The organism is Eudoraea sp., from assembly GCF_039969275.1.
Taxonomy (GTDB): Bacteria; Bacteroidota; Bacteroidia; order Flavobacteriales; family Flavobacteriaceae; genus Eudoraea.
In genome coordinates this window covers 399,748-422,924 of record NZ_JBDVOC010000014.1, presented here as the reverse complement: position 1 = coordinate 422,924, position 23,177 = coordinate 399,748, and the positions used below count along the sequence as shown (strand labels likewise).

General features: G+C 34.7%; 25 protein-coding genes. 4 read left to right on the top strand and 21 right to left on the bottom strand.

Annotated features, from left to right (window positions below):
• On the bottom strand, positions 1–347 hold a 347-nt coding region (locus ABJH90_RS14060; RefSeq protein ID WP_348338108.1), incomplete at its 3' end, for a hypothetical protein.
• 260 nt (positions 348–607) lie between these two features.
• Between ABJH90_RS14060 and ABJH90_RS14055 the strand changes: the two genes are divergently transcribed.
• The 3 genes from ABJH90_RS14055 (at position 608) to ABJH90_RS14045 (ending at position 2,598) form a co-directional block, all read left to right on the top strand.
• Positions 608–1,177 carry a TetR/AcrR family transcriptional regulator gene (locus ABJH90_RS14055; protein ID WP_348141021.1) on the top strand — a complete coding sequence of 190 codons (570 nt, stop codon included), beginning with the start codon at positions 608–610 and terminating at the stop codon, positions 1,175–1,177.
• Positions 1,178–1,233: 56 nt separating this feature from the next.
• Positions 1,234–2,061 (top strand): N-acyl homoserine lactonase family protein, encoded by an 828-nt coding sequence (locus ABJH90_RS14050; RefSeq protein ID WP_348141023.1) that lies wholly within the window; start codon positions 1,234–1,236, stop codon positions 2,059–2,061.
• Between the two features lie 78 nt (positions 2,062–2,139).
• The gene (locus ABJH90_RS14045; RefSeq protein ID WP_348141025.1) at positions 2,140–2,598 is read left to right on the top strand and encodes a carboxymuconolactone decarboxylase family protein; all 459 of its coding nucleotides are present in this window, start codon (positions 2,140–2,142) and stop codon (positions 2,596–2,598) included.
• 253 nt (positions 2,599–2,851) lie between these two features.
• Here the strand turns inward: ABJH90_RS14045 and ABJH90_RS14040 are convergent, their stop codons facing one another.
• The 6 genes from ABJH90_RS14040 to ABJH90_RS14015 all read right to left on the bottom strand — a co-directional run bounded on the left by ABJH90_RS14040 (position 2,852) and on the right by ABJH90_RS14015 (position 9,210).
• Entirely contained in the window at positions 2,852–3,427 is a 576-nt protein-coding gene (locus ABJH90_RS14040; protein WP_348141027.1) for a DinB family protein, read from the bottom strand.
• Between the two features lie 142 nt (positions 3,428–3,569).
• Positions 3,570–5,093: a serine hydrolase gene (locus ABJH90_RS14035; RefSeq protein WP_348141028.1), complete on the bottom strand. Its 1,524-nt coding sequence runs from the start codon at positions 5,091–5,093 to the stop codon at positions 3,570–3,572.
• Positions 5,094–5,155: 62 nt separating this feature from the next.
• Positions 5,156–6,916, bottom strand: a complete 1,761-nt coding sequence (locus tag ABJH90_RS14030) for a CDC27 family protein (RefSeq protein ID WP_348141030.1) — start codon at positions 6,914–6,916, stop codon at positions 5,156–5,158.
• 67 nt (positions 6,917–6,983) lie between these two features.
• Entirely contained in the window at positions 6,984–7,823 is an 840-nt protein-coding gene (locus tag ABJH90_RS14025) for a GNAT family N-acetyltransferase (protein ID WP_348141032.1), read from the bottom strand.
• A gap of 106 nt (positions 7,824–7,929) precedes the next feature.
• Positions 7,930–8,298 carry a cupin domain-containing protein gene (locus tag ABJH90_RS14020; RefSeq protein WP_348141034.1) on the bottom strand — a complete coding sequence of 123 codons (369 nt, stop codon included), beginning with the start codon at positions 8,296–8,298 and terminating at the stop codon, positions 7,930–7,932.
• Between the two features lie 90 nt (positions 8,299–8,388).
• Complete coding sequence (locus ABJH90_RS14015; protein WP_348141036.1) at positions 8,389–9,210, bottom strand: type II CAAX endopeptidase family protein; 822 nt, start codon at positions 9,208–9,210, stop codon at positions 8,389–8,391.
• A 161-nt stretch (positions 9,211–9,371) separates the two neighbouring features.
• On the opposite strand from ABJH90_RS14015, the gene ABJH90_RS14010 reads away from it, so the two are divergent.
• Positions 9,372–9,701 carry a helix-turn-helix domain-containing protein gene (locus ABJH90_RS14010; protein ID WP_348141038.1) on the top strand — a complete coding sequence of 110 codons (330 nt, stop codon included), beginning with the start codon at positions 9,372–9,374 and terminating at the stop codon, positions 9,699–9,701.
• 177 nt (positions 9,702–9,878) lie between these two features.
• On the opposite strand, the gene ABJH90_RS14005 is transcribed toward ABJH90_RS14010, so the two are convergent.
• From ABJH90_RS14005 to ABJH90_RS13940, 14 genes are all read right to left on the bottom strand, one after another.
• Positions 9,879–11,198: a cellulase family glycosylhydrolase gene (locus ABJH90_RS14005; RefSeq protein ID WP_348141039.1), complete on the bottom strand. Its 1,320-nt coding sequence runs from the start codon at positions 11,196–11,198 to the stop codon at positions 9,879–9,881.
• A gap of 110 nt (positions 11,199–11,308) precedes the next feature.
• Positions 11,309–11,941, bottom strand: a complete 633-nt coding sequence (locus ABJH90_RS14000; RefSeq protein WP_348141041.1) for a DUF4386 domain-containing protein — start codon at positions 11,939–11,941, stop codon at positions 11,309–11,311.
• Positions 11,942–12,150: 209 nt separating this feature from the next.
• Positions 12,151–13,071 carry a carbon-nitrogen hydrolase family protein gene (locus ABJH90_RS13995; protein WP_348141043.1) on the bottom strand — a complete coding sequence of 307 codons (921 nt, stop codon included), beginning with the start codon at positions 13,069–13,071 and terminating at the stop codon, positions 12,151–12,153.
• A gap of 123 nt (positions 13,072–13,194) precedes the next feature.
• Positions 13,195–14,367 (bottom strand): PatB family C-S lyase, encoded by a 1,173-nt coding sequence (locus ABJH90_RS13990; RefSeq protein ID WP_348141045.1) that lies wholly within the window; start codon positions 14,365–14,367, stop codon positions 13,195–13,197.
• A 149-nt stretch (positions 14,368–14,516) separates the two neighbouring features.
• Positions 14,517–15,092, bottom strand: a complete 576-nt coding sequence (locus ABJH90_RS13985) for a hypothetical protein (protein WP_348141047.1) — start codon at positions 15,090–15,092, stop codon at positions 14,517–14,519.
• A 199-nt stretch (positions 15,093–15,291) separates the two neighbouring features.
• Positions 15,292–15,744: a GNAT family N-acetyltransferase gene (locus ABJH90_RS13980; protein WP_348141049.1), complete on the bottom strand. Its 453-nt coding sequence runs from the start codon at positions 15,742–15,744 to the stop codon at positions 15,292–15,294.
• A gap of 102 nt (positions 15,745–15,846) precedes the next feature.
• Positions 15,847–17,022 (bottom strand): P1 family peptidase, encoded by a 1,176-nt coding sequence (locus ABJH90_RS13975; RefSeq protein WP_348141050.1) that lies wholly within the window; start codon positions 17,020–17,022, stop codon positions 15,847–15,849.
• 189 nt (positions 17,023–17,211) lie between these two features.
• Positions 17,212–17,868 (bottom strand): DUF4386 family protein, encoded by a 657-nt coding sequence (locus ABJH90_RS13970; protein WP_348141052.1) that lies wholly within the window; start codon positions 17,866–17,868, stop codon positions 17,212–17,214.
• A 160-nt stretch (positions 17,869–18,028) separates the two neighbouring features.
• On the bottom strand, positions 18,029–18,424 hold the full coding sequence (locus ABJH90_RS13965; protein WP_348141054.1) for a DUF4345 domain-containing protein: 396 nt from the start codon (positions 18,422–18,424) through the stop codon (positions 18,029–18,031).
• Between the two features lie 266 nt (positions 18,425–18,690).
• On the bottom strand, positions 18,691–19,287 hold the full coding sequence (locus tag ABJH90_RS13960) for a mobile mystery protein B (protein ID WP_348141056.1): 597 nt from the start codon (positions 19,285–19,287) through the stop codon (positions 18,691–18,693).
• Positions 19,278–19,739 (bottom strand): mobile mystery protein A, encoded by a 462-nt coding sequence (locus ABJH90_RS13955; RefSeq protein ID WP_348141057.1) that lies wholly within the window; start codon positions 19,737–19,739, stop codon positions 19,278–19,280. Before ABJH90_RS13955 ends, ABJH90_RS13960 begins: the two co-directional genes overlap by 10 nt.
• 324 nt (positions 19,740–20,063) lie before the next feature.
• Positions 20,064–21,206 (bottom strand): saccharopine dehydrogenase C-terminal domain-containing protein, encoded by a 1,143-nt coding sequence (locus ABJH90_RS13950; protein ID WP_348141059.1) that lies wholly within the window; start codon positions 21,204–21,206, stop codon positions 20,064–20,066.
• Positions 21,207–21,346: 140 nt separating this feature from the next.
• A complete protein-coding gene (locus ABJH90_RS13945) occupies positions 21,347–21,853 on the bottom strand; it encodes an ankyrin repeat domain-containing protein (RefSeq protein WP_348141061.1) in 507 nt (168 codons plus the stop codon).
• 236 nt (positions 21,854–22,089) lie between these two features.
• Positions 22,090–23,058 (bottom strand): MBL fold metallo-hydrolase, encoded by a 969-nt coding sequence (locus ABJH90_RS13940; protein WP_348141062.1) that lies wholly within the window; start codon positions 23,056–23,058, stop codon positions 22,090–22,092.
• Positions 23,059–23,177: the final 119 nt, after the last annotated feature.

Genomic DNA, 23,177 nt, shown 5'->3' with positions numbered 1-23,177 from the left:
GTATGAGTGGAAGCCATAACAATGTGAGATGCATCAAATTCAGAAGTTGAAATCCTAGATGAAACTTCTTTTCTAATTCTAACTAGTGCGGGATGAAGCATCCCAATACAGTCGTATACAACAATTGCCATTGTATTCTTTGAATCGGACAGAACCATTGCTTTAACATATAAAGAGTCATGTACAGTTGTAAAACGACGATTATTTTTGTCACCGGCAATAAACGCACCTATTTTAGGTGTGATAGATTGGTAAGAAACGCCCACCCTTAATTCTCCATATTCATCTTTTTTTTGATTACAACCAAAGAATAATAGACTGATAAGTAGTAATGTTAATTGCTTCATTTATAAATATTTTATAATCTTTTAGCTTGATAATTAATTATTGAGTAACCGCTAACGGTTTGTGTATGGTTTCGTTGCGTTGCTCTAAGATAGCAAAATGGCAAGAACCCATTGTTAAGCAGCAAAGATTTTCCGATTAGGAAAATCAGAGCAATGAACTATACATGTTGTTGGCGGTAGTTTTTTTATTTAAAGTTTGGAGGTATGGTTTTTTTTAATATATTTGTACCAAAAGAACTAAAATAGTACATATTATATTTATGAATGTTCGAACGAGAATATTAAAGATAGCAAAGAAAAAGTTTTTAAAAAACGGCTTCTATAAAGTTTCAATGGATAGTCTTGTTAAAGAACTAAGAACAAGTAAAAGTAGTCTCTATAATCATTTTGCTTCAAAAGATGAACTTGTAAAAGCTGTTATTGATCAATTAAATATTGATATTAATTCTGCTTTGGATGAAATAGTAAATAATGATAAATTAAGTTTTAAAGGAAAGTTAATTGAAGTATCTGAATTTACTAAAAATCTCCTTAGCAATGTAAGTGAAGAGTTTTTGAAAGATTTAGAGATTAACACTCCAGACATTTGGGACTATTATCAACAAACAAGAATAGAAAGAATCAACAACTATTATAAAAAACTATTTGTAAATGGTGTTGATGAAGGTATTATTAGAGATGACATTAATATTAATGTTATTCTTACGGTATATATGAATTTGATGGAACTGCCTCTAAAAACGCAATATCAAGAATTTTTAGGTCTCCACAATCAAAACATTTATGAGTTAACCACCGATATATTTTTAAATGGAATAATAAGGAAATAATATTTTTTGCCATATAAGTACTAAAAATACCAAAATAGTACATAAATATTAAAATTATGAAAATACTTAAAATACAAACGGGAAAAGTAAGAATTAAAGAAAACCAAATAAGTAAGTCCAAAGGATATGTTCCTCAAATGCTTAAAGTTTTATTTGGTAACAAATGGGCAGATTGGGTGCCTATATATGCTTGGGTTATTGATCATGAAGAAGGGGTTATAGTTGTAGATACTGGTGAAACTTATAAAACGAGTGTAAGAGGCTATCTTCCTAAATGGCATCCTTATTATGCCTTAGCAGTAGATTTTGATGTTAAACCAGAAGATGAAATTGGTCCTCAGCTACTAAAAATGGGAATCAATCCGGATAAAGATGTTAAAAAAGTAATAATGACGCATCTTCACACGGATCATGCTGGAGGATTACATCATTTTCCAAATTCGGAGATAATAATTGATAAGAATGAGTATCAAAATGCGTCTGGATTAAAAGGGATATTAGCCGGTTATTTACCACATAGGTGGCCAAAGTGGCTTAAACCTACATTAATAGATTTACCAAACAATCGTTATTTTACATTTAACAAGAGTATGCCAGTGACTAGAGATGGTAAAGTAATGATGGTTGCAACTCCAGGTCATGTAGAAAACCATATATCTGTGATTGCAGAAGTTGATGGACTGTATTATTTTATGGCCGGAGATACTTCATATACAGAAAAAAACTTACTTGAGTTAACCCCTGATGGTATTGGAACTAAACGGAGTATAGATACATTGAAAAGCATAATATCGTTTTCAAAAATCAATCCAACAATTTATTTGCCATCTCATGATCCTATAGTTCCACAAAGAATGGCCAATAAAGAAATTATTTCATTTTAGAAATGATTAAACTTTCAAAAGAATTAATGTAAAAACATAGAACAATAAGAATAATTGTTAACTATAAAAACAAATATTATGGAACGAATTACCTACCAAGACATTCCAGCTGGAATGTTCGAAAATTTAATGACAACCGAGAAATTTATTAATCAATCTACCTTAGAAACTAAACTACTTGAATTAATAAGGTTACGAGTTGCTCAAAAGAACGGATGTGCATATTGTGTAGATATGCATCACAAGGAGCTTAAACATCTTGGAGAAACCGATTTAAGACTGTCATCCTTATGTGTTTGGAAAGAAACACCATATTTTACAGAAAAAGAAATGGCAGCTCTCAGCTTAACAGATGTGCTTACTAAATTAAGTAGAGATCCTTTACCAGAAATAGTTTTTGATGAATTGATACCTCATTTTAACAAAGAGGAAATCTGTTATCTAACCTTAGCTATATCTCAAATCAATACATGGACCAGATTAATGAAGACATTCAAATTTACACCTGGTAATTATCAGGTCAAAGAATTGGCATAGTTCAAAATATAGATTAATAGTAGCGGTTTTAAAAATATTAAACCGCTATTGCTTTTTGAAAACCATTTCTTTTCTAGGGAACAGCAATTACCGCCAACGGTAAGTAATAAGGGCTTTTTCATTGATCACCGAAGCCTTTCAGCCTTCGTAGCCCAGCTACTTGTGCCTCCGCTAAAGCTTCAGCGATACGCGGTCGGCGAAGTAGGCTGGCGAAGGTGATATGCCATTTATACATTGTTGGCTGTGGGTTAAATTATATAGGATATTTTTCAACTTGCATTCCTAAATATCTTTCTTTGATTACTTTAATATGGCTCAATTCATGACCAGCTATATGATATAGTAGAGCTCTAACAGTTCTCTTGTTTGCCATTTTTCCATTCTCGTCAATCATAGTTCCTGTCCGTATAAAAGCCTCTTCTGGTAAATATTGAAATAGCTTTAAAGTAGAGAGTCTTACATTCCAATATTCGTCAAAGATGCTATCTAGACTTCTTTGATTAGCCATAGAATAAATCGCATAATCCTTTTCCTCAAAACCAGGTAGCGAAGTTTTGTCATTTCTTGCATAACTCAAAGCTCTGTAAGTGAAAATTCTTTCATCATCGATATTGTGAACCAATATTTCTTTAATGGTCCATTTATTTTTAGCGTACCTATAATTCAGCTTTTCAGATGGCAATGAATAGATTAATTCTTTTAGTTTGATGAAATTGTCATGTAGTTCTTGAAGTATGTTTTCATCAGTTTTGATTAGGTCAAAATATGGTTGCGAATAGGGAGGATATTCTGATTTTTCTGGTCTTCGTATTTTTCTAAATTCTTTCATTTTTTTTCTAATTACAGCCAACGGTCTAGTATATGAAAATTAGCAGATTTCCGCACTAACTATTCGGTTTAAAACAAACCATTATTTATGTCGACACACTTGTTTTAGCACTTTCTTCGCTATTTTTTATACATTGTTATATTCAGTTTTTTATTCTAATAATTTCTAGTTCTTCAAAGTCCACATCAAGTAGGTCTTCCTGATCAAGTTTAAGGCCTGTGACCTCATGTTGTGAGTTGAAATTGAAGGTGAGAAATCCATCGGGCACCCGAATATCATACCAATCAATTTTAAAGGTGTCGAACTGCCAATGAATCAATCGTCCTTTGAACAAGGGTGTATGAGAGAAGGAAAGCTCTAATTTATTATTAGAAAGTGAGATGTTGATATCCCCATACATCTTATCGTTATAACTGCCTGCATAATTGCTCAGAGCTAAAGACGGATAAGATTCTTTTGGCCTGACTTCGTTCGCAGCTGCTTTTTTTAATTTCTTTATTAAGCCCTTACGATACTCTATTCCTCGATCATAAAAATCAAAAGATTTATCGTTGAAAATTAGCTCCAGCAATTTGGCTTTTAGTAAAAATGAGGCAGGCTCTTTCGATACATTTGTTAAAATGACAACCCCTATATCAAGATCTTTTACCATAAACAGCTGTGCGGACATTCCATCGATCCCACCACTATGTTCTATGATCTTATGACCATTCCAGGGAGTTAGCCACCACCCGAAACCATAGGAAGAGAACTCGTTACCAAATGGAGGGCCACTATTTTGGAATAATGTCTGAGGTTTAAAGAGTTCATCGACCACGTCCTTGCTCACAATGGTATCGTTCTTAAAAACACCATCATTTAGCAGTAGTCTCATATAACTATTCATATCCTTTGCTGAAGAATATATGAAACCTCCAGGTCCAAGATTATCTCCATTTTCCTGTTTTATAGCAACTTTCTTATATGCTGCATTCCAAATATGAGGTTGGGCCAAATTACTGGTTGCTTCTCTGTCCTTGGATAATGAAGTACTGTTATTCATTGCTAGCTTGTTAAACACTCTTGATTTGAGAAAATCATCCCAGGGCATTCCCGAAACTTCTTTTACAATTTCGGAAGCTACCACAAACATTACATTCTGATAGGCAGGTTTCTCTCGGAAGCCAGAGACGGGTTCAAGATATTTAAGTCGTTTTATGATTTCAACTCTGGAATAGTCAGAGTGATACCAAAGAGTTCCGCCACTAACGTCCTTCAGCCCGCTTCTGTGTGTGAGCAGATCTCTAATAGTAAAGTTTTCCGTTACATAGGGGTCATATAATTCAAAGTAGGGCAGGTAATCCTTCACTCGGTCGTCCCAAGTTATTTTTCCTTCATCTACGAGTATTCCAAGCGTTAATGCAGTAAATGATTTAGAGATTGAGCCTATTCCGAACAAAGTTTGGTTATCAACCTTTTGGGTTTTCCCAATCTCTGTTAGTCCAAATCCTTTTGAGTAAATAATTGAATCATTCTGAACAATACCAATTGAAAGACCAGTTACTTCAAAATCATCCATCAGGGTATCGATAAAAAAATCGAGTGAGTCTAAACGTATGTTTTGAGCATATGATTTGCTCAACATGCCTGCGCAAATTACTATAAAAAAAAGCGTCTTAATTTTCATTTATTAATGTGTATTACAGTTTATACAGGAGCTGTTTTATTGGCTTATATAGGTTGTTATGCCTAGTTTTTATTTCTAATTTCAGTCGTTTTTATTACTTCTAGTATATTATTCAAAGCCTTGTCATTCCCCTTAAAATAATCTATTGAAGATAGACTAACCGGGATATGAGGCGCAACCCATTTACGATTGTCTTCAGCTATAGAAGTTTGATGATATTGTGAAGATACTACTCCCATTAAACCCGAATATGGTAATTTAAACCATCCGGCTTCTCCTATATGGTTGGGCTTTGACCCACTAGGTTCGCCTACTAAAATTGGATTTGTGCGTTTAGTGATTTCCGTTAATAAGTTGTGCCCCGCAGAAAAGGTTCCTCTTCCCATTATTACATAAATGCTTCCCTTAGGATTCATCACTTCAAAACTACTGAGGGTTTTTAGTATTGGAGGTAATAAGGAACCGTCTCCTCCATAATTATGTCTTAAATCTAAAATTACATTTTGTGTTTTGTTTTGTAAAATTTGATTGCGTACTTCGATATTAAAATCCTCAAAAGATTGCTCTTTCTTATTTGTAACTAAGTTATATTGTATATACATTACATTATGCTCAGGCACTATTTTTGACCAATAATAATCTTGTGTTTTTGATAAAAATAAAGGTTGATGTTCTATTTTTAGTTTTGGTAATCTTGGGAAACCAGTAAACCTCCAAGAAATAGGATTCATTGTTACTTTTTCAGACTTTCCTTTTACATCACTTAAAGTTAGTGTTACTTTATTCGCGTTTTTAATAATTCCTAAACCTTTTAATACATCTGGCAATCCCAAATAATAAGGGCCTAACCAAAGTGTTTGCATATCATTATCCCTAGCATTTACGGCATTTGTATTTTGAAGTGCAGCTTCAATAGGTGTGTTTTCAATGAACTCTACTTTATAGCCAATCCATTTTTCGAAGCCTTCGTCAGCGTCAACAATAAATAACCCATCACTAAACTGATAAAACTGAACGGGTAGTTTTTTTAAAGCGCCTTTGTTTGGAGATGAAGGTATGATTACATTATGGCCACTTCCTAAAGCTCCGAATACTCTAATTATTTTGAAAACAATTTGTTCATCAGACAATGAGGCTATAGTTGTTTTTATAGCTTGAAATTCTTTTGATAAATCTGTTTTAGAAATAGCGTGATTAGGGCTATAACGTAGCTCATTAATTCGTTTTTCTAAATAGATAATATCTCTGGACCAAGCTTCTTCTCTGGTGATATCTTTTAGAGTATCATTCCCAAATAACTCTAGAAAATCTTCATCTTCATTGAAGCTTTTAAAAGCAGCACTGCCCCTTATGAAAGGTTTTTCGTCATAACGTGCTGCAAAGCCTTTTCGCAGCCATAACAAGGCATTATTTTTATCTCCATCTTCAGCATATGCTTCAGCAATTTTTATCATAATATCATTTGAAGGTGCTGCACCTGTAGGAATTCCTGTTAAGATAGTTCCGCCAAGGTCAAGGGTTTTCTTTAGTGCCGTAATGGCGTTTTGATACTGCTTAACTTGATAATACGAAAGTCCTAGTACATAAAACAAATCGGAATCGTTTTGATAGTAATCCGTTAGACTCCCTAAAATTGGAATCGCCTCTTGCCATTTTTCATTCTTTACTAAAGTTAGGGCTTCATTTCTCTGATGAAGGTATGCAGCTGAGTTTTCTATAAGGCTATTTTTCACTTGAGAAAAAACGCTGGAAGCAGTTAGAAAAACTAAGAGGATTATACCTAGAATTTTGATCGAATTTGGTTTGATATTAAACTGATACATTCTCTTATTTATATGTTTTTTTTGATTATCAGGTTCTGATACCTAACTCGTTTATCCACTTTGAACATCAAACATTATTTTTCATTTTTATTTCTAATTCCATTTCAAATTGATCTATCGAATTCTTTAACCCAATTAAAATAAGATAGTTCAGTTTATCCGTGAGTCGCTCATCTACATTAATGACTTTTATTTTGTCCGAAAATTCTTTTATTGCTGAAAAAAGACGATTCCATCCTCTATTTTCGGTATTCAATATATCAAATTGAGCCAAATAACCATTTATTCTATTAATTATAAAAAATGACTCTATTTCTCCTTTATTGAAAACCTGAACAAAGGTGTAATTACCCTCTAATAGGGTTTCTTTTTGAAAATCCCATGAATAGTATTGCTGGTTAGGTAATTTTCCCCAGTCTATATCTTTTAGTGCTATTTCTTTTAAATCTAACTTATCGGAACATTTAACTTTAATATCTCCTGTATAGCACTTATATTTTTTTGAAACGATAAACCCAACTTTTTCATAACACCTAATTGCCTTTTCATTCTTTCTTATTACCTCTAACGTACTTTTCTCTACTCCTTCCGTCCATAAATCCTTCAGTGCATATTCATAAATCGAATTCACTATTCCTTTACCTCTATATTCAGGCAGAACTCCTGTGCCTGTATTAAATGCTGTTAATATCCCAAACCTCTTATCTATAGCATGAATTATGAAACCAACTAATTTCCCTTTGTCAAACATGCCATATGAAAAATTCAAGTCAACCTTTGCTGCTTTCCATCTTTCTTTATAATAATTTCTTTCAGAAGGCATTTTAACATAGTAACCTTCAAATGCTTTTAAAAAGCAATCTATTAATTCATTAACTGATATTTTTGATAAATTATTTACTATCATTATCTAATTGGTGGTAATGGTCTTGAGTATAGCTTGTTTCAATTGGCTATACACGGGAAGATATTACGTTATTTCTTCATTGCCAAAAAGTAAGTTCAGGGGCTCATCATTTTTGTTCATCTATAGATTTTGTGATTTCCGTGGACACCTCTCCGGTATGTAAGGTTGTTTTATTTTCTATCAGCATAAGATGGCATTCGTTTTGGGAGCTCACTTTATGATTTACACCTCTTTTTACAATATATAAGTCTCCCTTATTCATTTGAAATGGGGGTTTATTTTCAATTTCCATTTCAAGTGTCCCCTCCAGAATGTAGAAGAGCTCATCTTCATCTTTATGATTGTGCCATGGAACTTTTTCGCCCAATATTTTTACAATCTTGATATAAACATCATTCAACTCACCAATAATCTGGGGAGAAAAATGATTAGAAATATCATTTAAGGCAACTGGTATGTTTATTTTTGATTCCATTTTTATTCTTAAGATAAAAGGACTTAAGCGGCTTTCCAACCACATTTGAATAGAGGCAAACAGATTACTATATCTAGTTTTTTAACTGTTTTATGTTTCTTTATTTTCAATCCCCAGCTTTTTAATAACCTCCGTTTTGTCCAGTTTTTTATAAATCAACAGGCCAATAATAAACAGTGGTAAGAACAATATTATTGGTGCAATGGACACTGTTTCGACAGTCTCAACCTCCTCTGTTTTCAGGCCTGGCAAAAAAGCCAGTGAAAAGAAAAAATTAATAAGTCCGTGGGTAATTGCAATAGGAATTAGCTTATTGGTTTTCAGTAACAATGCCCCAAAAAAGAATCCAATAAATATGGCATAGACCACCTGAACCATCACTTGACCAGTATTATCGTTCTTGGCCAGGTTTAGGAGATGAAATACACCAAAAAACAAAGATGCTAAAAGGATACTCTTAAATATGCCGTTTTTACCTGATCCATATTTCTTTAGGAAGAGCGATTGTAATAAACCTCTGAAAAGATACTCTTCTGCAAAACCAACCATAAGACAGGCAATAAGCAGTAGCATTAAGTTGGTTGGAGCGATTTGTGAAAAGTTTATAGGAAAAATACTGAGAACCCCAATGATGAATAAATAAACCGGGATTAAATTCAAATATTTAAATTTCCATGGGAATTGCTTTGACAAACCAGCAAGCGGTTGAATCTTCAGCTTTCTAATGAAACTGTAAGCTATGAGAAATAGTAAACCCATTTTGAAGGTGAGAGCTACGTACTCTAACACAAAATCATCATTAAAGACTTTGGCGAACATAGCTTCAGTAGGAATAAGCATAATGAGCGCAATAACGGAAAGCATGGCTATTCCTATAATGAATGGGGATTGATTTTTAATGGATGTTATCATATTAAAATGTTAAATCTAATTGCCTAAAAACAATATTGCTGACAGGACATGAATACAAATAACGATATAAAGTATATATTTGACAAGTACATACTTTAATGTACTGTACATACTAAAAGTATACTAATGTTGAATATCAGCGTATTATAATTATAATAAACATGAAAATAAATAATGAAAAGGCACATTGCCCCGTAGATTATGCCTTTAAAAGGGTTGGAGGTAAGTACAAAGGAAGAATCTTATGGGTACTTAGAGATGGTTTTTTACGATATGGAGAATTAAAAAGGGCTATTGTGGGAATCACCCCTAAAATGCTTACACAGACACTCAAAGAATTGGAATCCGATGAGTTGGTTTCAAGAAAAGTATATTTGGAAGTTCCTCCTAAAGTTGAGTACTCACTTACCAAAACAGGTAAAGAATTGATTCCATTAATTAGACAATTGAGGAGTTGGGGAGAAAATCAAATGTCTCGGAATAAATTTTAATTTATAATGAAATAATTCTTTTTTGGTTTTTGTTTTTAGAACTAATCGGTTAGATATTTTGAATTTTATCATTGGTTAGTTGTTTCTAGAAAGGTAGGACAATTAATTAACTCGTGTTTTTATTTCTTAATAAGGCTTTAAGAGTAATGAAATTTGTTGAAAAACCATTTTTAAAGTCTAGCTAGAATAACTCCTGACAAGGTAGGCTAATTCAGTCCAATACTCACAGTTTTCCCATAAAAATGATTGCGGATAATCTTTGATTTCCTCCCATGGAGTAGACGCTAATCGTGGTTCTAATAAATAATTGGCATGAAGTTCATCTAATAAAGAAAAGATTCTGAAAAAGAGTGCCCTTTTTACTCCTTTATCGATTGTGTAGGAAAGTTTATTTTCGATAAGTGAAAAAATATCTTTGGCGATTGTCGCATTACGATTCTCTTTCAATTGCCATTTTTCTCTGAACTCATAACCCATTTTCATCCAAGTGGTATCCACTTTCGGATAGACAAGAGACATTGTTCTTGCATCTTTATAAGTCCATAAGCTCCAAGAAATTCTATGTTTCTCAAATAGATCAATTCCTTCCTTGATCAATTTTATTCCATCATCCAACTTGTTTTTTGGGAAGAGGCCTCCTGTTTCCCCAACCCATAGAGGCATACCGGTCTTTTCTCTTAATGATGTATAAACCAATATTTTCTTTTCAAGATCCAATTTCCTTTTTTCCGATTCTCCAAATAAGGAAACATGCTGTCCAGGATAAAAATGAAAAGACAAGGCAATCTGTTCACCCTCTAGTTTATTAAAAATACTAAAGTCTCTGGCCCAGTTATCCCCTTCAAGAAATAGTATGTGTTTTTTGTTAACTTGGCGAATATTGCTAATCAATGATTCATAGAAATCATTAAATGCGGTTTTACTAGCTACAAAACTAGGCTCGTTCACAAGATCAAAACCTGCAATAATGGTTTCGTCGACATACCTTTCAGCTATATAAACCCATAAATCAATTATAACTTGACGCAAAGCACCATATTCCCAGAATAAAGCGACACCAGTATCACTCCCGGAATGAAAATCAGGATTTTGTCCGCCAGGAGTTGAGTGCATATCCAAAACTGCATAAATTTCATACTTCTTGCATAAGTTTAATACACGATTAAGGTGAGTGAAGGCATCCTCAGAATACGTACTAGGATTTTGGTCATCAATAAAATGTCTATAGTTGAGTGGGATTCGAAGCATATTTACTCCCAGTTCTTTCAAGAATTCAAAATCTTCTTCTGCAATAAAATAAGTTAGGAAGTCATCAAAAAACTGGGAGGCATTTTCTTCACCATATACTTTTGCAAAAATATTTCGAATACTTTTCTCAGTTCCAGGAATTCTGACCATAAAATTCTCAATGTTCATCCATGAACCAATGGCAAAACCCCTAAATAATATTTGATTTCCGTTTAAAATAAAACTTCCATCTTTTGCTTGGATATACATATGGTTATATATTTTCTAATTTATGGTTTCAAGGTCAAGATGCGGCACAACGGTCTAGTATAACCGCCAGATTTAATTACGGTTATACATTGTTGTATGGCGTTTTCTTTTCATTGATTATTCTCAGGTAGTCTATTTCTTTTTACAATCAACCAGATACTTAGTGCAAGTTCCGCAATGGCCATAATAAACATTATACTCATCATAACTGTTTTAGGTAGATTGGTGTCTACAAAAAAAACAATATACGTGAACGATGCAAACATCAATAAGACGCCAAGGCTTTTCGGTATATATCCTGACTTGAAAACCGAATAACCAAGTACAAGAATATGTAGGGCAAAAAATATATATCCAATAAGTTTTATAGACGCATAGCTGTAAACATCGATAATTTGAAATGCCAGAGCAAACAATCCAATTGTCAAAGTGCAAGCATATAGCAGCCTAAGAACTCCTGTCAGCAGCGCAAGGTTCTTATTGGCTGGTTTGAGCACTACATAGAGTGCGAGACCAATAATAGAATCAAGGGCAAGTACGAGAAGATAACCAACAATAGCAAAACCAAATAGCTTCCCGATAGTCTCAATATCCCTGGCTAATGCTGCCGTATCTCCAGGAACAATAAAATTTGCTAAAAGAAAATCATCAATTAGGGTTACTATTACAACCGAGATTATAAAAGCAACCCCTACAACCGTTGCAGCTTTTCTTGACGACATTTTAGAGATAAAAATCTTCATATATAATCCCTCTATTTGAATCGAAGTTTGATGATTTTACGCTTTCAAATTCTATTTAATAGAATGCCATACAACGTGTTCGTGTATGATTTGTGCGGAATCAGACGTTATTCAGATTCGGCTGCAAATCAGAGTTGGATAAAGTTAGGAATTTTATTTGAAGTTAATGTGAAAGCATTAATTACACACGTTGTTGTAGCTAGTTTTATTTAATTTGGCTTATTCTTTAAATTGAATGAGAAAACATCTGGCCTTGAATAATGTCCGACAACATCAAACATTCGTTTAGCTTTTATAATTTGTTGAAGATCAATATCTGCATATAAAATACCTTCTTCAGCTTCTAGAGGACCTGCTAAAAACTGACCATTCGGTCCAATAATAGAGCTGTTGCCAATATTAATCCATTCTCTTCCATCTGGATATAGTTTTTTAAACTCAAACTCATCAGGAATATCATCCATTTTTAAAGCCATACAAGTACTAATTACAAATAGGCCACCTTCTCTTGCAATATGTTGCATTGATTGAATCCAATTTGGACTTTTATCCCAAGTTGGAGATGCTAATATTTGAGTTCCAAATTCATAGATAGTATTTCTAGCTAATGGCATAAAATTTTCCCAACAGATTAATCCTGCTATTTTTCCAGCTGACGTATCATAAGAGCATAATGTGCTACCATCACCTTGAGACCATATAAGACGTTCCCCACCTGTTGGAATTAACTTTCTGTGTTTTCCCAGAATAAGTCCTTTATCATCTATAAAAAGTAAGCTGTTAAATAAACTAGCATTACTCGTTTCAGTATTACGCTCATGCATACCAATTACCACATTAATACTAGCTGTTTTTGCAGCTTTACAAAGTTTTATGGTGCTGTCGTCAGGAACAGAAACAGCATTTTCAACAAGTTTTAAATAAAGTTCATTTAGATCAGCTCCTTTGCTATTTGGAATTAGCCAAACCCAATCTGGATAACCAGAAATAAAAGCTTCTGGAAAAACAATTAATTTCGCGCCATTTTCTCCAGCTTCTAAAATGGCTTTACAGGCTTTTTCGACAGTTTTTGCTTTATTTAGAAATATAGGCGAAAGTTGAGCTGCCGCTACCTTCAATTTTTCATTCATATATGTTGTTTTAATTTGCTATAACGGTCTAGTATATGAAAAGTAAGGGGTTTACGAACTAGATTTTCGGTTTTTAATTGACTTTTAATTTATTACTTGTCTTTTGTTTAAACACTAAAACCGTTATTTTTTATATACGTTGTTAGGCACTGCTTTTTTAATCTTTTTTATTGCATCAATTACTTTTTCATTAGAGGTTGCAATATTCATTCGCATAAATAAAGCTCCTTCTCGCCCAAACCAATGTCCGGCATTAAGTCCAATTTCCGATTTTTTTGTTAAATGATTGAACATTTCCTTTGTGTCGTTATAGACTTTTCTAAAATCTAACCATACTTGATAAGTTCCTTCAGGTTTTATAAGTCCAATTTTTGTATTCACTAATTCCCTTTCTATATTTTTAATATTAATCTCAATTAAATTAATTACATCATTCAACCAAGGTCTTCCATTATTGTATGCCGCTTCTAAAGCAACCCGTGTTAGCGCATTGGTTCTTCCCAAATTGTATTTTTTAAATGTCTTTAAAACTGAGTTTTTAATGTCTTGGTTTGGAATAATTGCCATTGAATCTGCTATTCCGCATAGATTGAAAGTTTTAGCCTCAGATGTACAGACAGCTATTTTATCATAATCACTAATAAATTTTAGAGCTGAAGTAAATTCATTGTCAAAAAGGATGATGTCTTTATGAATTTCGTCTGAAATAAGAAGTAGGTTATTCTCTTTACAAATTTTAACTACTTCTTTTAGTTCATCTTTAGTCCAAACACGACCAACTGGATTATGAGGATTGCAAATAATTAAAACCTTATTGTTTTCTTGTTTTGCTTTATTCTCTAAATCTTCAAAGTCAATTAGATATTGGTTATCTGCTAGTTTTAGAGGATTTTTAGTTATTCTACGTTTTGTATTTCTAATCACATCTCTGAACTCCATAAATACTGGAGGTTGAGTAATTATCCCATCATTTTCTGATGTGAGATTTTCAATCAAAACAGAAATCGTGGTAGTAATACTTGGACTATAAATAAGGTGGTCTTTGTTTAGCTTAATTCCATAATTATATTGATACCAATTATTTTGAGATTTAAAAAAAGACTCAGGTTTATATTCATATCCAAATCCTGAATTAGCAATTCGTTGCTTTAGCGATTCTTGAATGGGTTTAGCAATTTGAAATTCCATATCCGCAACCCACATTGGCTCAATATCAGTTTTTCCAAATAGCGATTCCAATGTTTTTGGATTAGATTTGGTAAGAGGTAATTCCTTTAATTTTTTGTCAATCTCCATTGGTCTGGTAGAGTTGTGCCTAACGGTTTCGTGTATGGTTAGCTGCGTTGCTTAAGCACCTAATTTAGCAAATAGTAACCGACTTGAAAATCCGCAAGGATTTTCAGAAGTAGGCGAGAACAAGCAATTACTTATAATCATTGTTGTGTTTAGTGTTTTTCTTTCAAATTAGTCAATTCTTGACCTCGTTCTGAATCAACTCTAAATAATTTATATCTGTTGTTCATCATTATTTCACCGTCTTTATACATATCCATCCATACTTTATAACCTGTATCAGTTTTAAGTATATGATAACCATGCATATGAAATTCATCATGGTTAGATGTATTACCTACTTCTCCAGTACATAACAGATTTATATCTCCTTCTCCTGAATTAACAGCTATAAGCTTAGGTTGATTTTGTAATTGACAGAAATGACTAGCTTTTAAAGTTTTATGTTCAACGTTATAAACCGTTAACATTTCTGTTGGTATATCAGTTCTTAACCTCTCAATAATTACATTATCTCTTGCACTTAGAATGTATTCAAAACCATATAGGCTATTGTTACCCTCAAGTGTAGCTAACCATTCTCCTTCTAGTCCTCTGAGGTAGCTCATTGCATCTTCTGTATTCGTAATAGAATCTTGGATTTCAGTTTTCTTGTTCGAACATCCGCTAATACCTATTAAGATTAAAAGTAAAATCAAGTGTTTTATTAAACGTGTTTTACTATTCATAGTTTGGTTAATTAATAATTCAAATTATGTTATTTGTCCACATTAAACACAATGGTTCGGCTATGATTTCGCTGTGGTATCATCCTCAAGATTATTCCGCCGAAATCCAGCCGTTTGATTTATAAACTCTAATGTAGGAATTTTTTATAAGCGGAATTGGGTGAAGGGATGAATTATAGGCATTGTTGTGAGCTGTTCTTTATTCCAATCCAATTTCGTAAATCCTTGATTCCGCTTTCCAGGGGTGATAGCCCTGTCCGATATATTCGAAACCATATTTTTCATAGTAGCCAATATGCTCGGTACACAAATACAAGTTGTCATATCCTGATTTTTTGGCATCACTTTTTGCTTTGTTCAATAATAGCGAACCATAGGCATTGCCTCTCTCTTTTTCGTCAATAAATAGTGCACAAACCCAGGGATACAAATCTCCTCTGCTAATAAAGTCATTGGTTATTAGTCCGGCGCAACCAATTATCTCATTCTCAACTGCCAATAAATACCATTGAGGCAAATCATTCTTAGCACCAATACAATGATTAATGGTGTCCTCATATATTATGGGCCACACGCTTTTCCAGTTCTGCTGAAAATATGTAATGGCTATGTCTTTATAACCAGGTTTTTCTCTTATGGATATAATTTGCATTTCTATATCAAGGGAATATTGTAGTCCAATCTAATTGCCCACGACGATCTTGTATATCAGCCGTCCCGGAAGGATATGGGCTATATGAATAGTTGAACTCTGTTATTCTTCTATACGATTGTATTTTTTTAAAGTTTGAATAAGCAGATCATGAGGAATTGCATATGCCTTATTTCCATTAATGCCTTCCATATCTTCTGCTGCGATCATGGCATTTATGATTGCTTCCTCTACTGCCTCCGCAGTACTTTGAAAAAACCAATTCATTTGATCATTTGGCAAACTCTCAATGCCCACAATTTCTTTTCTGTTAAAAGCATTTTCATTGGCAGTTGAGAAAGCAATAAAGATATCTCCCGAACCATTAGAACCCCGGCCGCCTACATTTCCTATTCCAATAGGGATCCTTTGGGCAATCCTCTTTAGTTGATGTGGAAGCAGCGGAGCGTCTGTAGCGATTACAACAATGATAGATCCATCACCTTCCTTTCTTGTAGATTTTGGTGGTTTTCTCATTTCGTAATTCAATGTATCTTTCAATTCACGTCCAACTGGCACCCCAGAAATGGTAAGATTGAATTTGGCCCCAAAATTTGCCTGAACTAAGGCGCCTAAAGTATAGGTTGAATCTGCAATTTTAAATTGCCGTGAAGCTGTCCCGGTTCCTCCTTTAAAGCCCAAGCACATCATTCCTGTTCCACCGCCTACATTTCCTTCTATAATTTCCCCACTCGAAGCATTATTGATAGCCTCCAAAACATGTTCTTCTTTGACATGAAAACCATAAATGTCGTTTAGGAACCCGTCATAAGTTTCCGCTACCACAGGATAGGTATACCACCAATCTTCTCCTTTATACCAATCTGTATCTACGTACCATTTTAACACTGCGTCTCTAACAACCCCAACACTATTTGTATTTGTTATCATAATGGGGGTTTCCAGAAAGCCTGATTCCGTAATCCAGGTTGTTCCTGTCATTTCACCATTACCATTTAAGCTATACCAATTGGCATAAACAGGACTGAATTTTTTTGCTTTTCCTCTTGGAAATATTGCGGTAACTCCTGTTCTAACAGGACCTTCTCCGATAATATTTTCACCTTCTCCGGTGATAATTGTTGAATAACCGACTTCAACCCCCTTGACATCCGTAATTGAATTTAATTTACCTGGTTCACCAAAAAAAGGAACGCCTAAATCTCTTGCCCTTGGTTTTTGTCCGAAGGACTGGAAACAAATGCTCGCTATTATTAAAAGTATAAATATGTTTTTCATAGGGGTTGGTTTTAAAGCGTTACAACGGTTGGTGTATGCTTAGTTGCCTGGTTTAGCCACTAATTTAACAAAAATGAAATGAACCAAAAGAAAATCCAATCTGCCTGGTTTTGAGGGGTGAATTTTCCAGGTAGATTTGAACCTAACAATTAATTATACAAGTTGTTAGCAAATGTTTTTTTTAGATTTTTAACTAATTGAAGGTTTACGTATCATAAATATCCCAAGCCATAAGAACCAAATTATTTGACTTATTCCAAATATTTCTGTAAAAATCTCTATCGGATATATAGTTAAAACTCCTGCTGTTCCAACTAAAATACCAAGAAAAATTAGTGGTTTAGGAAATAGCTGTCCTTTAAGAGCTATAATACTTAGCAACAACACCCAAATTCCACCAACGATTTCGTTTCCACCACCAAGTCCCTCAGAAATGACGCTGACGTTAGACCATATTAACATTGCCTTCTCAGGTTCTTTAGAGCCCATTTCAATTACGGTGTTTAGACCTATGTTTGATATCATTCCACTTGCAATAACCAGTCCAACCCAAATTATCCCAAAAACAGAAGCTAAATTTGATAATGTTGGTGAATAGTTTTTTAGTCTCTGATGAATTGCCAGAACTAATACTGCCAGTATAATTCCAAATAGGACATAGCTGAACAAATTTAATACTGACAAAGTGAAGTAATTATCGGATAGAAAATTCAATTCTTCTATCGAACCAGAATTTTCATTTGGGTAAACCAATATACCGCCATAAACAATGAAAGCTGTTATGTAGATGAACGCTTCAAAAATGGCACATACACCACCAATTTTTTGTAATTTTTTTCCCTCCATATTTTAGAACCTTTTCAATCAAGACGATTTACATCTGATACTGTTACTAGGTTTTATGTTTGCTAACGGTCTCGGCATACGTTGATTCAGAAAGATGACGAAAAAGACAAAGTTTTGTCACGTGTACTTTGGTTTTTAATTGTTGTCAACGTTCCTGGCTTTATTCGATTTTATTTCCCCTTATAATTAATTTCAACCCAATTAATCCAATAATTAATTCCAAAATCAGGTAAACGATCAATAACCAATGCGGGATTCCGTCTAAAACCAGGCTCAAAACTCTACCTGTTGCCAATCCTAGCATAAATACAACCAAACAGTACATTGCAGGTCTTCTAAATTCATTTTTGAAAGCACCCAGAAGCCAAATAACAATTTGGCCAAAATACAGTCCCATTACCGCTCTCATGATGTGTTTTAGATTTATGTTGTCAACAGAAAATCCATAGAGAGGCGTTAATGTCTTTTCTGGCATAAAACCATATCCCAAAGCGATTGGAATTAATCCAATAGCTGCAATAATTAAAAGTGTTTTTTCAGCTTGCTTTCTAGTCATTTTTTATAAGTTTATTTTTATGTATTGTGAATACACCAGTGTGCTGGCTTTTCACTATTCATTTTCAGTCCAAGGGTTGTATGAACCAAAGTTCCAGATATAAAAATCCAGTCTCCATCAACAACTGCTCTGGAATATCCAATTTCTTATTCAAAAGATGATCCTGAACTTATTAATTTTCTTTCCATAGTTGGTTTTTTCGCATTAAAGGTAACGGTTTTGTATATGAGCCGTACTTATGTGATTGCTCATATACGTTGTTGGCTTTAGTTTTTTGCAAATTCTACTAGAGGCTTAATGTTTCCGTTGTCAGCTTCCTTCAAAGTGTTTATATACTCTTTTCTTGTTTTATCTGCTTTGACCATATTTGATCGATGCCAAGTAAACACCTCTTTGTCAAATATAGACTCCATAATTATATCGGCCATCATTCTTGAATGTCTTCCGTTACCATTCGGAAAACAATGAATTGATACTAGTCGATGTTTGAATCTAATGGCAATTTCATCTGGTGAATAGGTATTATTTTCAATCCAATATTTTGTATCATCCAGCAAATTTTTTAATTCAATTCCGATTCGGGTCCATGTAATACCAATGTTTTTTTCAGATTTACGGAATTCTCCTGCCCACTTCCACACATCGCCATACATTTTTTTATGTAAGTCCTTAATAAACTTTTCAGTCAATATTTTCTCAGCTCTTAAATTTGCATGAATAGTCGATTCTACAGCCTTTTCAATGTTCAACTGTTCAAATTCATCCAACTCTTCCTGGGTTGTTATCGATTTTATTTTCAGATCTTCCTTTTCTTCTTTGTCTAAAGGAGTTTGTCCCTCATCATATTTTAACTCTAATCCCATAAAGATTTTCTTACCTCTCTTTTTATTTCATTTGCAAGGTCTTTTATTGTTTTATCGATCTTTTCATCTCCAATTCCCTGGTCCTCCAGCTTCATATTTTGATTGGTCCTCAAAACTATTTTTCGGGCTAATTTTTCCGATTTTAGGCTAATTAAATTTTCAATGGACCCATCATTTGGAACAAATCCATACACAAATTTCATATTTAGGCCCTGGCCTACATCTTTTAATTTATTAATTGTTATTTGACCGGAAGCCTCTCTTTCTTCAATCTTTTGTATTGCTCCTTTAGTCATTCCAAGTTTGGCACCCAATTGGTCCCGAGTCATATTTAGTGTGGTCCGAATAGTGTTTATCCATCCCTTTGTTGGGACCAGGACCATTGCTGAATCTTGAAACTTCACTAATTTCTGGTCCAGTTGTTCAATTAGAAGTTGTTTTTTGTTTCTCATCTTTCTAAAATATACATATATGAATCACTAAACTCATTAAAAGTATACAAATATATATAAAAAATAAACAATAAGAATACTTATATGTATTCTTTAGAAATACAAAGTATACAAATATGTATGCATTTGAATATTAAAAAATAGGCGGTCAAAATTAAAGCCAACTCGTTATATCAACACTAAATATACTTATATCCGGAAAATGGTTCTGGATAATAGTACATTTCTATGCTTTTTATCTCATAATGTAACTACGTTTATTTGCACTTTGACAACAGCCCGGTATTTTCATCAGTTCAATCAAGTAAGCTTTTATTGAGTCAATTACACTTTTCCATAGACGGGGACAATAAAATTCCCGTTTAAAAATCGCTTAGGATCTATTTGGCTTTGCAGGACAACACCACTGCAAGGGAATTCAACCAACAGTTGTGCCGACTGTAACAGGCACACTGCCGTGGTTAATTGGATAGCCCGCAGTTGATGCCTCCCTACGGTTTGCGGGAATATAAGTTTGGTAACCTCTCGTCTGCGCAAAGTACCACGTGTATCCTTACCCTCCACAGCTGCATACAAAATGATCCGGTCATCTTCGTTGTGTGGTATCATCGCCTCCATTTTTTGTTGTAAGGCAGCTATAGCTTCACGAGTATTTCCGAAACCGGCAAGTTGTTCTTCAACCCATGCATAATGTCCGGGATATCGTAATGTCTTGTAGTCGAGCGATCTCACCTTTCCAGCTAATGCATCAGGTAGGTCAGCGGCACCTCCGGAAGTCAGGCCCTCTTCATAGGTAATGCCTTCTATAACTATGCTGGCTCTTTCTGACAGTGCAGGAAGTCTTGTTTTCTTAAAATCTCGAAGCACCAAAGTATCTTTTAAGTATTCGGTAGCCACACCGACCGGACTCCAGGTGAATCCATAATAATGTGGGGAAACAGCATGGTCGGTCAGGGCACCTACTTTAAACTCCAGCTTGTCCACCTTGTCTACTTCAAAATCGCTGCAAAACCGTTGCAAAAGTTGGTTGGCCAGGATATTGATGTAGCCTGGAGCAAGACCGGTTTGAAGAACGAAACCCGTTGTGGCATCCTTTGCCAATACCATTATTTCGGTGGTTTCTGCAACATACTCGGTCATGTTTGCATAATGCAGGTGAAAGTCTTTGGCCAGCCGGGCTATTTTCGGCGCCAGGTAACCAGGGAGGCAATCGAGGAGTACATTACCCTGCCCCAGGATTTCTTTCATTTCCTCTGTAAGGCCTTCCTCGGGAAGATGAAATGCCGTAACGGAACAGGGTTTAATTGTACCCTCTTCTATCCATCGGGCCACCTTTTGTGCTTTTGAAAGTGTTCGATTTCCTATAAAAATAGTAGGCGGCACTGCACTCCATTCCATCAGGAGCAGACCGGCTGCTTCTGCGATTCCGCCCGCTCCGGCAATAATGATGTTACAGTGCTTATTCATTCCAGAAATATAGCATTTTTACTGAGTTTTATTTTCTGCCTGCACCCCAGGTATTGTGTTAAGCCGCTATTCCCTTTTATCTATGGATAGCGGAAGCAATTCCTTTATTTTGAGCGTAATACTAATCGTTGTTTGAACTATCAAGAACTAGACTGGGGTTTTTCATAGTAGTCGTCGCTCTGCATCTTTTTTAATGTCTTTTTATGTTCTATTAGGTACTTTATGATGTTATGCTGATGAAATTGCCTTGCGAAACTTAATGTGGTTTTGCCTTTGTAAGTCGCATTAAGATCAGCGCCCTTTTGTACCAGATATCGGACCATTTCCAATTGTCCGTATTTGGCCGCATACATCAAAGGTGTTTTATCTGCGCAAACGCCCTCTATATCGGCGCCGTTTTCAACAAAATAGCGTAAGGATTTCATCGATTTTAACTTGATGCTTATTGCTAAATAATTATATTTTTTGCTGTCTGCTACTCCCACACATTCATTTATGTGGTCTGCAGTAATTAAATGGTTCAAATTTTCAGTTCGGCCATTCTTTATACTCCATGCAATTTCATTCGTTAATTCTTGCCCATAAGATGCGATTCCTATTAGTGAAATTAATGTTATTAAAATCAGTTGTTTTATACGTGAATTCATGATTGAGATTAATCTATGCACAACAATTGAGTAAAGCGATTTATTCGCTTTATATCTCAAATATAGGGGATAAAGAGCATTATTCCCATCACCTGTTATTTACACTTATGTTAATAGTATAAGAGGGAATTGTTTATTTGAGCTTTTAACAGATCTTCTATGATTTCGTCACACCAGAGGCTTCATGAATTTTAGTATTGCTGAGCGTTCGTGATATTGAGGAGAAATTGACTGGTCTATTTAGACAATGGACCAGCGGTAAAACCCTTTTCAAGTTCAAACGTTGCACCCACGGAACCGACAATAGATTCGCCCCGCTTTAGATCCAACAATTCCCTTATCTGGTACACCGGTTCTATGCCGGTACAGTGTGCACCCATAAAATAGCTGAGACCAACTTTTTTCAAGTGCTCAGCTGTCCACTTGATTTGCTCATCGGTGTTTTCCAACAAATGGAAACCACCAATTGCCGCTATTACAGGCTGCTGTTGTAAATTATTTTGAATATGAGAGATCGTATTGATGAGTCCTGAGTGTCCGCATCCTGCAAGGAGCACCAGCCCATTTTCCGTACGCACAACAAGCGACATGTCTTCCGGAACAATGTCATCAACTATATTCCCCATTGCATCTTTCTTCTTCCTGATGTTACCCCCAATTGTATAATTTTTTTCCGGGTATGGTCTGGGCACAGGGCCAGTAAGAAAAACTCCGGGATGAATTTCAATAAAGTTGTCATGAACCTTAACATGGCCCCCTGCCTCGGTATAAAGGAGTGAATCTTTTTTACGATAACTGTTTTCCTCGCCCCTGGAAGAAATGCGGGTATCAAACAACCCTCTTCCAGCATGCGTAAGCGATAAAGCACTCGGATTTTTGGCTTTCACAGCATTACGTAGCGGAAGCCAGCCACCTGTATGATCTTGGTGGTTATGGCTAAGAACAAGCGTAGGTACCGAAGAGAGGTCAATGCCTAGTTCTTTACTATTTTCCAATACAGTTCTTTCCCGGGAACCGGCATCAAAGAGTATTCGTACTGAATCTGCTTCCACCAAAGCAGAAAAGCCCCATTCACCTATACCCCAATCGCTCAACATTGTGCTGAGAATTGTAATTTTTAATTTTTTGACGGTATAGTTTTCCTGTTGGGCTATAATCTCGCTGGTAACGAAAGTAAGAAGGATCAGTAGCTGAAGTTTTCTCATGGCGGGTGTTTAGCAATTAATTATGGTGCTATTAAAGTTACGTTATTAAATCTAATGCCTCAATACGTCTCGTGTAAAGGCAGCAGCCGAGGAATCCGGTCGATTGACGTTTTACACAT